Consider the following 11,023-nt stretch of genomic DNA (forward strand, 5'->3'; position numbering starts at 1 on the left):
GGGTTCCAGGAGGGCCCACTCCGCATCGCTGAGGTCGCTGGGGTAAGATCGTCTGTGAGGCCGCCTCCTTGCCGTTTTCACGCTCAAGGGTATGTTGGGAGCGGAGGTGTTCTATGAGGTACGCCCATCCCGAGGTCCTGGTGAGCACCGAGTGGGTAGAGGGGCACCTGAAAGACCCGAGGGTCCGGGTTCTGGAGGTGGACGAGGACATCCTCCTCTACGAGACGGGCCACATCCCCGGGGCCCAGAAGATTGACTGGCAGCGGGACTTCTGGGACCCGGTGGTGCGGGACTTCATCGGCGAGGAGGAGTTCGCCAAGCTCATGGAGAGGCTCGGCATCTCCAACGACACCACCGTGGTGCTCTACGGGGACAAGAGCAACTGGTGGGCCGCCCACGCCTTCTGGTTCTTCAAGTACAACGGGCACGAGGACGTGCGCCTCATGAACGGCGGGCGGCAGAAGTGGGTGGAGGAGGGCCGCCCCCTCACCACGGAGGTGCCCTCCTATCCCCCGGGCCGCTACGAGGTTCCCTACCGGGACGAGTCCATCCGGGCCTACCGGGACGACGTCCTGGAGCAGATCATCAAGGTGAAGGAGGGCAAGGGTGCCCTGGTGGACGTGCGTAGCCCCGAGGAGTACCGCGGGGAGCTCACCCACATGCCCGACTACCCCCAGGAGGGGGCCCTAAGGGCGGGGCACATCCCCGGGGCCAAGAACATCCCCTGGGACAAGGCGGTGAACCCCGACGGCACCTTCAAAAGCGCCGAGGAGCTTCAGGCCCTCTACGAGCCCTTGGGGGTCACCAAGGACAAGGACGTGGTGGTCTACTGCCGCATTGCCGAGCGGTCCAGCCACTCCTGGTTCGTCCTCAAGTACCTCCTGGGCTACCCCCGGGTGAAAAACTACGACGGCTCCTGGACGGAGTGGGGCAACCTGGTGGGGGTGCCCATCGCCAAGGGCGAGGAGTAGCGCCGCCCCATGCGGGCTCGCGCCCCGGAAGCGCTACGTTTTCTTCAGGGCTTCTTCCGCAAGCCTCCGGCCCGTGGGGGTGTCGGCCAGGCCCCCGAGGCCCGTTTCCTTGAGCTCCAGGGGAAGGAGGCGGCCGATGCCCGCCATGGCCAGGACCACCTCGTCCGGGGGGATGACGCTCCTTATCCCCGCGAGGGCCATGGAGGCGGCGCTCACCGCGTGGACGGCGTAGAAGCCGTTGCGCATCACGCAGGGCACCTCCACGAACCCCCCCACGGGGTCGCAGACCAGGCCCAGGGTGTTCTGCAGGGCCAGGGCGGCGGCGTGGGCCGAGGCCTCGGGGCTTCCGCCCAAAAGCTCGGTCACGGCGGCCGCGGCCATGGCGGCGCTAGAGCCGATCTCCGCCTGGCATCCCCCGCTCGCTCCGGAGATGTGGATGACCCGGCTGATCATCTTGGCCACCCCGGCGGCCAGGACCAAGGGCATGAGGAGCTTCTCGTCGGGAATCCCCAGGTGGTCCGCCACCCCCAAAAGGGCCCCGGGAAGCGTTCCGGCGCTTCCCGCCGTGGGGGCGGCCACGATGCGCCCCATGCGGGCGTTTTCCTCGTTCACCGCCATGGCGTAGGCCTGCACCCGCTTGAGAAGGGGGTCCCGCAGGGGGTCCGGGGCCTCCCAGAGGGTCTTGGCGTTTTTGCCCACCAGGCCCGCCACACTGGGGGCGTCGGAGGCGAGGCCCCTTCGGATGGAGTCCCGCATCACCTCAAGCCTTTCGGCCATCTTGGAGAGGATGACCTCAGGGGGGATGCCCGTTTCCTCCACCTCCTCCCGGAGGACGTGCTCCGAGGCCAGGCCCGAAAGCTCGGCCAGGGCGCTTAAGGTCAGAGGCATGCCCTGAGTATAGCCCCTTGGAGTAGCCTGAGGGGGATGCGGCTTCTCATCGCTGACGACCACCCCCTCTTCCGCCTCGGCCTTAGAGCGGGCCTCGAGGCCGAGGGCCTAAAGGTGGTGGCCGAGGCGGCCACCGGGCAAGAGGCCCTGGAGAAGGCCCTCTCCTTGAGGCCGGAGGCCGTCCTCCTGGACCTCCGCATGCCGGGGTTGGACGGCATCGCCTGCGCCCGGAAGCTCAGGGAGGCGGGGTACGGGGGCGTCATCGCCCTCCTCACCACCTACCTCGAGCCCGCCCTCCTCCGGGAGGCCGCCCGGGCGGGGGCCGACGCCTACTTCTCCAAGGAGCTCTCCGCCCCCGAGCTGAAGCGGCGCCTCCTCCGGGTGCTCGCCGGGGAGGAGCGCCTCACCCCCCCGGACCTCCCCCGCCTCACCCCCCGGGAGGAGGCGGTGCTCAGGCTCCTGGCCCAAGGGCTTTCCGGCAAGGAGATGGCGAGGACCCTCGGCCTCTCCCCGGACACGGTGAAGGATCACCTGGAAAGCCTCTACGGGAAGCTGGGGGCCCGCAACCGGGTGGAGGCCCTGGAGAGGGCCCGCGCCCTGGGGTTTATCTAAGGCCCTCTCCTATCCCTCCTGGGCGGCTCCCTTGGCCTTGTCCATGTCCTGCCCGGTGCGCTTGCGGTCCACCCGGAGCTTGCGGCGGATCTCCCGCTCGGAAAGCTCGCGGATAAAGTAAAGCTTGGCCCGGCGGGCCCGGCCCCGCTGGACGATCTCCACCTTCTCGATGAGGGGGGAGTTCAGGGGAAAGATGCGCTCCACCCCCACCCCGTAGCTCACCTTGCGCACGGTGAAGCTGGAGTTGTAGCCGTTGCGCTTAACCTTGATGACGATGCCCTCAAAGTTCTGGATGCGGCTCCGGTTGCCTTCCTTCACCCGGTAGGCCACCCGCACGGTGTCCCCGGGGCGGAACTCGGGCAGGTCGGTGCGGGCGTAGCGGGATTCCACCACCTTCAAAAGCGCGCCTCGGTTCATGCCAAGCCTCCCGTCCCAGAGGAACCCTTAGGGGTTCATGGGCAACAGCCTCCAGTTTAGCCCTCCCGGTCCAGTTCCGCAAGCCAGGCCGCCTCCAGGGCCCCGATGCGGGCCTCCCGGAGAAGCTCGGGCCTAAAGGCCAGGGTGCGCCTCAGGGCCTCCTTCCTTCGGAAGCGGAGCACCTCCTGGTGGTTCCCGGAGAGGAGGACCTCGGGCACCCTAAGCCCCCGGAACTCGGGGGGGCGGGTGTAGTGGGGGAAGTCCAGAAGCCCCCGCACGAAGGAGTCCTCCCGGTGGCTCTCCGGGTCGCCGATGACCCCGGGGACGAGGCGGGCGGTGGCCTCGAGGACCGCCAGGGCGGCCACCTCCCCCCCCATGAGCACGTAGTCGCCGATGGAAAGCACCCGGGTGACGAAGGCCTCCACCCGGGCATCAAACCCCTCGTAGCGGCCGCAGAGGAGGACCAGATGCCCCTTCTTCGCCAGGTCCTCCGCCACCCCCTGGGTAAAGGGCTCCCCCGCCGGGGAGAGGAGGATGACCTCGTCCGCCGGGCCCGCGGCCTCCAGGGCGGCCACGGCCACGTCGGCCCGGATCACCATCCCCGCCCCCCCGCCATAGGGGGTGTCGTCCACCGCACGGTGCCGCCCCAGGCCATAGGCCCGGAGGTCCACCACCTCCACCTCAAGAAGCCCCCTCTCCCGGGCCTTGGCGATGAGGGACTCCTCCAGCCAGGGCCGGACGAGGCCGGGGAAGAGGGTGAGGAGGGTGTAGCGCATCAGTCAAAGAGGCCGGGGATGGGCTCCACGTGGATGGCCCCTTCCTCCACCCGCACGTAGGGGGCCTGGAGGGGCACCAGGCGCTCGGCCCGGTCCCGTAGCCTCTCCCTCACCCCCCGGATCACCAGGACGTCCTGGGCCCCGGCGTCCAGGATGTCCACCACCTCCCCCACCTGCTCGCCCTCCACGTAGACGGGCAGGCCCATGAGGGCGAAGTAGTAGTACCGCCCCTCCTCCAGGGGGGGGAGGTCCGCCACCTCGGCGTAAACCCTGAGGCCCACCAGGGCTTCGGCCAGCTCCCGGCTTTCCACCCCGGCCAGGTGGACCACCAGCTCCTCCCCCACCCGGTAAAGGTCCTCCACCGCCCGCCAGCCGTGGCCTTCCACGTAGACCCGCTCCAGGTGGAGGAGGACCGGTTCCCCCCGGAACTTGAGCCCGCCCTTCAGGGCGAAGGGGGCTCCGAAGCGGCCGATCTCCACCAGGCGCATACCCTCATTCTAGGGCCTCAGCGCACCTCCACCCCCACCTTGCGCTTGGCGTAGGCCCGCACCAGGGTGCGGATGGCCTCGATCACCCGCCCCCCCTTCCCGATGAGGCGGCCCTTGTCCTCCTGGGCCACCTCCACCACGTAAAGGGGCCCCTCCGGGCCCCGCCGCTCCTGGACCCGCACCGCCTCGGGGCGGTCCACCACGCTCTTGGCCAGGTACTCCACCAGGTCCTTCATCTCTCCATCCTAACCCACCCCCGGCGTTGACGCCCCGGCCCGCACCCCCTACCCTGGGAGGTAATGAAACGGGTTCTCTCCGGCATCCAGCCCTCGGGGGAGATCCACATCGGCAACTACCTGGGGGCCATCAAGCAGTGGGTGGAGATCGGGGAAAAGCTGGGGCGGGACGCCTTCTTCTGCATCGTGGACTACCACGCCCTCACCAACCCCCTGGCCTACGACCCCAAGACCCTCGCCCAGCGCACCTTTGAGGCCGCCCTGGTGAACATGGCGGCGGGGCTTGACCCCGAGCGGGTCACCCTCTTCGTCCAGTCCCACGTGCCCGAGCACACCGAGCTCGCCTGGGTCTTCACCACCCTAAGCCCCTTGGGGGACCTCACCCGCATGACCCAGTTCAAGGACAAGGCCAGCAAGCAGGAGACCATTTGGGCGGGCCTCCTCATGTACCCCGTGCTCCAGGCGGCGGACATCCTCGTCTACAAGGCGGACACCGTCCCCGTGGGGGAGGACCAGGTGCAGCACATTGAGCTCACCCGGGAGATCGCCCGCCGCTTCAACCACCTCTTCGGGGAAACCTTCCCCGAACCCCAGGCTCTCCTGAACCCCGAGGCCCCGAGGGTTCCCGGGATTGACGGCAAGGCCAAGATGAGCAAGTCCTTAGGGAACACCATCGGCCTCCTGGAGCCCGAGGAGAGCATCTGGCAGAAGATCCAGCACCTCCCCGACGACCCCCAGAGGATCCGGCTTTCCGACCCCGGGGACCCGGAGAGGACCATCGTCTTCACCTACCTCTCCTACTTCGCCCCCAAGGAGCTGGTGGAGGCCCTGAAGGAAGAGTACCGGAAGGCGGGGGTGGGGACCCTTACGGTGAAGCGGGTCCTCTTTGAACACCTCATGCGGACCCTGAGGCCCATAAGGGAAAGGGCCGAGGCCCTGAAGCGGGACCCGGACTACGTCATGGACGCCCTGCTGGAGGGGGCCCGGCGGGCCAGGGAGGTGGCCAGGGCCACCATGGAGGAGGTGCGGGAGAAGGTGGGGCTTCTCCTGCCCAAGAAGCGCCCGGTCCTGCGGTGATCCACCTCAGCTTCCCCGGCTTCACGGGCTCCCTCGAGGCCCTGCGGAAGGCCCTAAGGCGGGGCCGCCTCTCCCCCAAGGAGGTCCCCGTCCTCCTGGTGGTGGACCAGGCCCTCTCCCAGGTCCCCGAGGACCTGAAGGCCAGGAGCGAACTCCTTCCCGTGCTGGCCGAGCTCCTCCTCCTCAAGCTCGCCCCGGAAAAGGCCCTCATCCCCAAGGAGGAGGGAGAAGAGGCCCCCCTGGTCCGGGTCCTCCTGGACCTCTCCGAGACCGTGGCCTTCCTCGAGGCCCGCCTCAAGCGGAGGGCCCGCCTCCTCCCCGTGCCCCCCCCTCCCCTGCCCAAGCCCGCCCTCCGCCTCCCCCCCAAGGCCCTCCTCCAGGCGGCCCGGGGCTTTCAGAAGGCGGTGCTCCACCTGCCCCAAGGAGGCTTCGGCCTAAAGGAGGCTTGGGCGAGGCTAAGGCCCCTCCTCAAGGGGCGGGTGGTCTTCCAGAGCCTCCCCTTCCCCGCCTGGGCCGAGCGGGCGGTGGCCTTCGCCGCCCTCCTCGAGGCCCACCGCCTGGGCCAGGTGCGCCTTTACCAGGAGGCCCCCTTCGCCCCCCTCCACGTGGAGGCCTTGGGCGAACTTCAGGACCTTGACGAGGGGAGGGGCGTGGCCTAGAATGATCCTTGCGTCTGCCGGGGTGGCGGAATTGGTAGACGCGCACGATTCAGGGTCGTGTGCCCGCGAGGGCGTGCGGGTTCAAGTCCCGCCCCCGGCACCAAGGGGCCCCGCGAAGGCGGGGCCTTTGCCACTTGCCCCTCGGGCCCCAAGGGAGCAAACTGGGCGGGGAGGAAGGGGATGAAGGCCTACCTCGGCCTCTACGCCGCCAGGCTGGAGACCCCGGCCCGGAGCCTCAAGGAGAAGCGGGCCCTCATCAAGCCCGCCCTGGAGAGGCTCAAGGCCCGCTTCCCCGTCTCCGCCGCGAGGCTTTACGGCCTGGACGCCTGGGGCTACGAGGTGGTGGGCTTTAGCCTCCTCGGCAACGACCCCGCCTGGGTGGAGGCCACCTTGAGGGAGGCCGCCCGCTTCCTGGCGCAAAACGGGAGCTTCCGCGTGGCCCTGGAGGAGTTCCGCCTCGAGGCCTTTGAGCTGGACGGCCTCCTCTAGACCCGCTCCACCGCCACCGCCACCGACCCCCCGGTCCCGTGGCAGATGGCGGCGAGGCCCCTTTCCTCCCCCTTCACCCGGAGGGCGTTGAGGAGGGTCACCAGGATCCTCGCCCCGCTCGCCCCGATGGGGTGGCCCAAGGCCACGGCCCCTCCGAAGACGTTGAGCCTCTCGTAGGGCACCCCCAGGAGGCGGCTGAAGAGGACGTTGTTCAGGGCGAAGGCCTCGTTGTTCTCAAAGAGGCCGAAGTCCGAAACCCTTAGGCCTAGCCGGTCCAAAAGCCTTTTGGCCGCGGGGATGGGTGCCTCGGGAAAGCGCCAAGGCTCCCCGGCGGCCCAGGCCCCGCCCAACACCTTGGCGATGGGCCTAAGCCCGTGGGCCTTTACCGCCTCCTCCGAGGCGAGGAGAAGGGCCGCCGCCCCGTCGGAGATCTGGCTGGAGTTCCCCGCGGTGAGGACCCCGTCCTTCCTGAAAGCGGGCCTAAGGGCGGCCAGGGACTCCGGGGTGGTCTCGGGCCGGATGCCCTCGTCCCGCTCCAGCACAAGGGGGCCCTTCTTGCCGGGAAGCTCCAAGGGAGAGATCTCCCAGGCGAACTGGCCCCCCTCCGTGGCCTCCCAGGCCCGCCGGTGGGAGAGGTAGGCGGCCTCGTCAATCTCCCGCCGCGTCACCCCGTGGTCCTGGGCCAGGCGCTCCGCCTGCTCCCCCATGGCCTCGCCGGTGAAGGGGTCGGAAAGCCCGTCCCGGAGGAGGATGTCCTGGAGGCCCTCCGGCGCCCCCATGAGGAACTTGTACCCCCACCGCGCCCGGTGGGAGAGGTAAAAGCCCGCCTGGCTCATGGACTCCATCCCCCCGGCGAGGACCAGGTGGGCCTCCCCCGTGCGCAGGAACTGGAAGGCGTTTAAGACCGCCATCATCCCCGAGGCGCAGACCATGTCCACCTGGTACCCGTCCACCTCCTTGGGGATGCCCGCCCTTAGAGCGGCCTGCCTGGGCAGAAGCTGCCCGTGCCCGGCCCGGAGCACGTTCCCGAAGACGTAGAGGTCCAAGGCCTTCCCCTCCACCCCGGCCCGCTTTAGGGCCTCCCGCATGGCGTGGGCCCCGAGCTCCACCGGGCTCACGTCCTTCAGGGCCCCCCCGAACTTGCCGATGGGGGTCCTGGCCGCGGAAACGATGTAGACCTCCTGCATGGGCCCATCATACCCCCCATTTGGGGGATGCGCACCCCGGGGGGAAGCCCCTAACCTGAGTCAGGGAGGTGGGCCCTTTGGTAAAGCGCGGCCTCAGCTTGCTGGAACTTCTCGTGGTCCTCGCCGTCCTGGGCATCCTGGGCGCTCTTGCCTACACCAACTACAGCGCCGCCTACCGCCTCAGGGCGGCGGGAACCGAGCTCAGGACCTTCCTCCTCGCCGCCCGCACCGAGGCCATCCGCCGGGGAACGGGGGTGGCGGTGGTACCGGAGGACCGGGGGCTCCTGAGCTGCGTGGACGAAAACCGAAACCGAGCGTGCGACCCGGGGGAAGCCCCCCTGCGCCGGTTTGACCCAGGAGGGTACGGCGCGGCCCTAGACCTCAGGAGCGGCTTCTCCCCGGGCCTCCGCTTCAACGCCCTGGGAAGGCCCAACACGGGGGCGAGCTTGGTCCTGCGCTTGGGCGGGCGGAGCCTCACCCTGTGCGTGGGCATGGGAGGAAGGGTGCGGGAGGTGAGCGGCGATGCGTGCTCGTAAGGGCCTCACCTTGCTGGAAGTGCTCCTGGCCATGGGGCTCCTCGCCGTGGTGGTGCTGGCCTTCGCTTCCCTGCAGATGACAAGCCTCCGCGGCGGGCGGCAGGGCCGGGAGCTCCAGGCCGTGGTCCGGGAGATGGAGAACTTCATGGAAAGGCTGAGGCAGGACCCCCAAGGCCTCCTCAGCCTTTGCAACGGTCCCCTAACCCTGGGGGGAAAGGAAGGCACCTGCACCGCCACCCCTTGCGCCGTGGCCCAGGACGGCGGCCTCACCTGCCCCACCTCGGGGGAGGCGCGGGCCTACCAGGTGGTTCTGGAGGTGGAGGGCAAACGGCTGGAAACGGTGGTGTATCGGCCATGAGAAGGCAAGGGTTTTCCCTCCTCGAGCTCTTGCTGGCCTCCGTTCTCATGGGAAGCCTCTTCCTGGTGGTGCTGGCCCTGGGAAACTCCAGCATCACCCTAAGGGAGCGGGAAAGGGCGAGGGGGCGGCTCGCCGACGAGCTGAGCCTCACCGCCACCGTGCTGGCCCGGGAGCTCTACACGGTGGGCTACCGCCTCACGGGCCAGGCCCTGGCGCTGAGCCCAGACTCCCAAGGGGACAGCCTCCAGGGGTGGTTCCTCTGCGAAGCGGGCATGGAGGAGCTTTGCGGGGAAAGCCTGGGGCAGATAAGGGGCACGGGCTACGCGGTGGACCAGGGAGCGCTCCGCTGGGGCGCTTGCACGGGAGCGGGCTGCGCCCCTTCACCCGACAACCCCGTTCTGGGAGGGGACGAGGTGCGGGTGGAGGCCTTCCGGGTCGCCTACCTGGAAGGGGACGCCTGGAAGCGGCAGGCCCAGGCGGTGAACCTGGGGCAAGAAGGCGCAAGCCCCAAGGTGAGCGCCTTGGCCCTCTACCTGCTGGCCTCCGCTCCCGTGCGGGGTGGGGCCCCCGCCTTCACCCCCGGGAGCACGCTCATCTACCCTCCCGGGCTTTCCCCTAGCCTTCTTGAGCTTCCTGCGGTGGCCAACGACGGGCGCCTTCGGGCGGAAAAGCTCTGGATTGTCCAGACGCCGAACCTGGCGCGCTGAAGGGAGGAAGGCATGAACCAAAAAGGCATAGCGGTTGTGGTGGCCCTCATCGGGATGACGGTGGTCCTCATGCTCTCCCTGGCCATGGTGCAAAGTGCCCTGGGCAACCTGAAGACGGGGGGCGACCTCCTGAACCGGGCCCAGGCCCGCCAGCGGGCCGAGGCGGGCGTGGACCACGCCCTGGCCTACCTGGACGGCAAACCATCCCTGAGCGCCGCCCAAACCGTCTCGGGCCAGGGCTATACCGCCACCCTCACCCCCCAGAATCCTGAGGGGAACGAGGTCCGCATAGAAAGCCAGGGCCAGGCCGGCCTCGCCCGGCACACCGCCGTGGCCGTGGTGCGCCTCCAGCCCGTTCCTGCCCAGGCGCAAAACCCCCTGTTCGGCCAGGGATGGATTAGCGGCGGGCGCATCACCATCAACGGCGGGGTGGACCTCTGGGGAAGCCGCCTCCACGCCGACCTGGGCTACGGTAACCTGCCGGGTCAAATCCAGGTCTGCGATAGCTCAGGCCAAGGGTGCCGAAACCTCAACCAGGTCAACCCGCCGCCCATCACGGGAGGGGCGGGGGTCGCGGACACGCAGTGCAACGCGAGCGGGAACAACCGCGTAGTCTGCGATGGCTCCGCGCCCAGGTACCAGGTCTGCCCGGTGTACCAAACCCCCTCCAACCCCAACCTCACCTGCCTGGACGCCGTCACGGGTAGAGTCGTGCGGTGGGACCAGGCCACCCGCATTACCAGGCCCGACGTGGACGCCATCAGTAGGAATAGCCTCGGGGTGAGGGCCACAAGCCCCTACGCCGATGCCACAACGAATGGTCTCTGCGACGTCCGCTTCACCAGCCTGGACCCCGGAAACGCCAGCGAGCTCACCCAGTTCCTCCTAAGTAGGGGCTTCTCCGGGAGCCTCCCCACGGACGTCAACCAGCTCCTTCCGCTCGTCCTAAGCGCCCTAAACGGGAGCGGGCTCAAGGTGTGCGTTCAGAACAACGTCACTCTCCCGGGTGGCACCGCCTTGAGCAACGTAACCTTCTACGTGGGCAGCACCTTCCAGGTCAACGGGTCCGCCACCCTCAACGGGGTGAACGTAGCCGCCGGGTCGGGCATCAACCTGGGGGACGTCCAGGCCACGGACAGCCGCTTCTACACCGGAGGATACTTCAACCTGAACAACGGCGCCACCTTCCGGGGCAACTCCACCCTCGCCTCCCGGCAGTCCCTCACCTTCAACGGCGGGGCCGACCTGCTGAATAACCGCGCCCTCCTAGTGGTGAGCGAGGGGGACATCACCTTCAACGGCAGGGCCAACACCCACGCCTTCATGTGGGCAGGAGGAACCATCCACTTCAACGGCACCGGGGCCTTCATCGGCGGGGCGGTGAGCCTCGGGGGCACCATCCGAAACGGCGGGGGGCAGTTCTACATCCAAAACTCCAACGCCCTCAACAGCGACCTGCCCAACACGAACACCGACAGCCAGCTTCGGCCCGTGGTCCTGAGCCGGAGGTAGGCCCAAGCCCGCCCCGCTCTAGGGCGGGGCGGGCCTAAGAGGCTGTCGTAAAAGGCTGGCCAGCCGCTTCACCAACAAGCGTAGCATGCCCAGATACACCCAGGCCTCAA

At 68.9% G+C, this 11,023-nt stretch carries 15 protein-coding genes and 1 tRNA gene; 10 read left to right on the top strand and 6 right to left on the bottom strand.

Features of this window, described 5'->3' with window-relative positions; translation table 11 throughout:
- Positions 1 to 113: 113 nt before the first annotated feature.
- Positions 114 to 971 carry a sulfurtransferase gene (locus tag ABJK26_RS00815; protein WP_347240291.1) on the top strand — a complete coding sequence of 286 codons (858 nt, stop codon included), beginning with the start codon at positions 114 to 116 and terminating at the stop codon, positions 969 to 971.
- 33 nt (positions 972 to 1,004) lie between these two features.
- Here the strand turns inward: ABJK26_RS00815 and sdaAA are convergent, their stop codons facing one another.
- Positions 1,005 to 1,859, bottom strand: a complete 855-nt coding sequence (sdaAA, locus tag ABJK26_RS00820; RefSeq protein ID WP_347240292.1) for an L-serine ammonia-lyase, iron-sulfur-dependent, subunit alpha — start codon at positions 1,857 to 1,859, stop codon at positions 1,005 to 1,007.
- Positions 1,860 to 1,895: 36 nt separating this feature from the next.
- Between sdaAA and ABJK26_RS00825 the strand changes: the two genes are divergently transcribed.
- Positions 1,896 to 2,471 carry a response regulator transcription factor gene (locus ABJK26_RS00825; RefSeq protein ID WP_347240293.1) on the top strand — a complete coding sequence of 192 codons (576 nt, stop codon included), beginning with the start codon at positions 1,896 to 1,898 and terminating at the stop codon, positions 2,469 to 2,471.
- A gap of 9 nt (positions 2,472 to 2,480) precedes the next feature.
- Here ABJK26_RS00825 and rplS read toward each other — a convergent pair whose 3' ends face one another.
- Genes rplS through ABJK26_RS00845 form a run of 4 tightly spaced genes read right to left on the bottom strand, consistent with a single transcriptional unit; the run spans position 2,481 to position 4,388 of the window.
- On the bottom strand, positions 2,481 to 2,888 hold the full coding sequence (gene rplS, locus ABJK26_RS00830; protein WP_347240294.1) for a 50S ribosomal protein L19: 408 nt from the start codon (positions 2,886 to 2,888) through the stop codon (positions 2,481 to 2,483).
- Between the two features lie 56 nt (positions 2,889 to 2,944).
- Positions 2,945 to 3,664 carry a tRNA (guanosine(37)-N1)-methyltransferase TrmD gene (gene trmD, locus ABJK26_RS00835; RefSeq protein WP_347240295.1) on the bottom strand — a complete coding sequence of 240 codons (720 nt, stop codon included), beginning with the start codon at positions 3,662 to 3,664 and terminating at the stop codon, positions 2,945 to 2,947.
- Entirely contained in the window at positions 3,664 to 4,152 is a 489-nt protein-coding gene (gene rimM / locus ABJK26_RS00840) for a ribosome maturation factor RimM (protein ID WP_347240296.1), read from the bottom strand. The genes trmD and rimM overlap by 1 nt, the downstream gene beginning before the upstream one ends.
- A gap of 17 nt (positions 4,153 to 4,169) precedes the next feature.
- Positions 4,170 to 4,388: a KH domain-containing protein gene (locus ABJK26_RS00845; protein ID WP_347240297.1), complete on the bottom strand. Its 219-nt coding sequence runs from the start codon at positions 4,386 to 4,388 to the stop codon at positions 4,170 to 4,172.
- Between the two features lie 63 nt (positions 4,389 to 4,451).
- Here ABJK26_RS00845 and trpS point away from each other — a divergent pair, with 63 nt between their 5' ends.
- From trpS to ABJK26_RS00865, 4 genes are all read left to right on the top strand, one after another.
- On the top strand, positions 4,452 to 5,465 hold the full coding sequence (trpS, locus tag ABJK26_RS00850) for a tryptophan--tRNA ligase (RefSeq protein WP_347240298.1): 1,014 nt from the start codon (positions 4,452 to 4,454) through the stop codon (positions 5,463 to 5,465).
- On the top strand, positions 5,462 to 6,124 hold the full coding sequence (locus tag ABJK26_RS00855) for a chromosome segregation protein ScpA (protein WP_347240299.1): 663 nt from the start codon (positions 5,462 to 5,464) through the stop codon (positions 6,122 to 6,124). Before trpS ends, ABJK26_RS00855 begins: the two co-directional genes overlap by 4 nt.
- Positions 6,125 to 6,140: 16 nt before the next feature.
- A tRNA-Leu gene (locus ABJK26_RS00860) sits at positions 6,141 to 6,227 on the top strand.
- Positions 6,228 to 6,304: 77 nt separating this feature from the next.
- A complete protein-coding gene (locus ABJK26_RS00865) occupies positions 6,305 to 6,613 on the top strand; it encodes a DUF503 domain-containing protein (RefSeq protein ID WP_347240300.1) in 309 nt (102 codons plus the stop codon).
- On the opposite strand, the gene ABJK26_RS00870 is transcribed toward ABJK26_RS00865, so the two are convergent.
- Positions 6,610 to 7,800, bottom strand: a complete 1,191-nt coding sequence (locus ABJK26_RS00870) for a thiolase family protein (RefSeq protein WP_347240301.1) — start codon at positions 7,798 to 7,800, stop codon at positions 6,610 to 6,612. The genes ABJK26_RS00865 and ABJK26_RS00870 overlap by 4 nt on opposite strands.
- 68 nt (positions 7,801 to 7,868) lie before the next feature.
- Here ABJK26_RS00870 and ABJK26_RS00875 point away from each other — a divergent pair, with 68 nt between their 5' ends.
- From ABJK26_RS00875 to ABJK26_RS00890, 4 genes are read left to right on the top strand one after another with little or no spacing between them, the layout of a single operon-like run.
- On the top strand, positions 7,869 to 8,336 hold the full coding sequence (locus tag ABJK26_RS00875; protein WP_347240302.1) for a GspH/FimT family protein: 468 nt from the start codon (positions 7,869 to 7,871) through the stop codon (positions 8,334 to 8,336).
- A 19-nt stretch (positions 8,337 to 8,355) separates the two neighbouring features.
- Positions 8,356 to 8,694 (top strand): prepilin, encoded by a 339-nt coding sequence (locus tag ABJK26_RS00880; protein ID WP_347240305.1) that lies wholly within the window; start codon positions 8,356 to 8,358, stop codon positions 8,692 to 8,694.
- Entirely contained in the window at positions 8,691 to 9,401 is a 711-nt protein-coding gene (locus ABJK26_RS00885) for a prepilin-type N-terminal cleavage/methylation domain-containing protein (RefSeq protein WP_347240303.1), read from the top strand. Before ABJK26_RS00880 ends, ABJK26_RS00885 begins: the two co-directional genes overlap by 4 nt.
- Before the next feature lie 12 nt (positions 9,402 to 9,413).
- Positions 9,414 to 10,913, top strand: a complete 1,500-nt coding sequence (locus ABJK26_RS00890; RefSeq protein ID WP_347240304.1) for a pilus assembly PilX N-terminal domain-containing protein — start codon at positions 9,414 to 9,416, stop codon at positions 10,911 to 10,913.
- The last annotated feature ends 110 nt before the right edge of the window (positions 10,914 to 11,023 follow it).

Source organism: Thermus sp., from assembly GCF_039793865.1.
Classification (GTDB): Bacteria; Deinococcota; Deinococci; order Deinococcales; family Thermaceae; genus Thermus.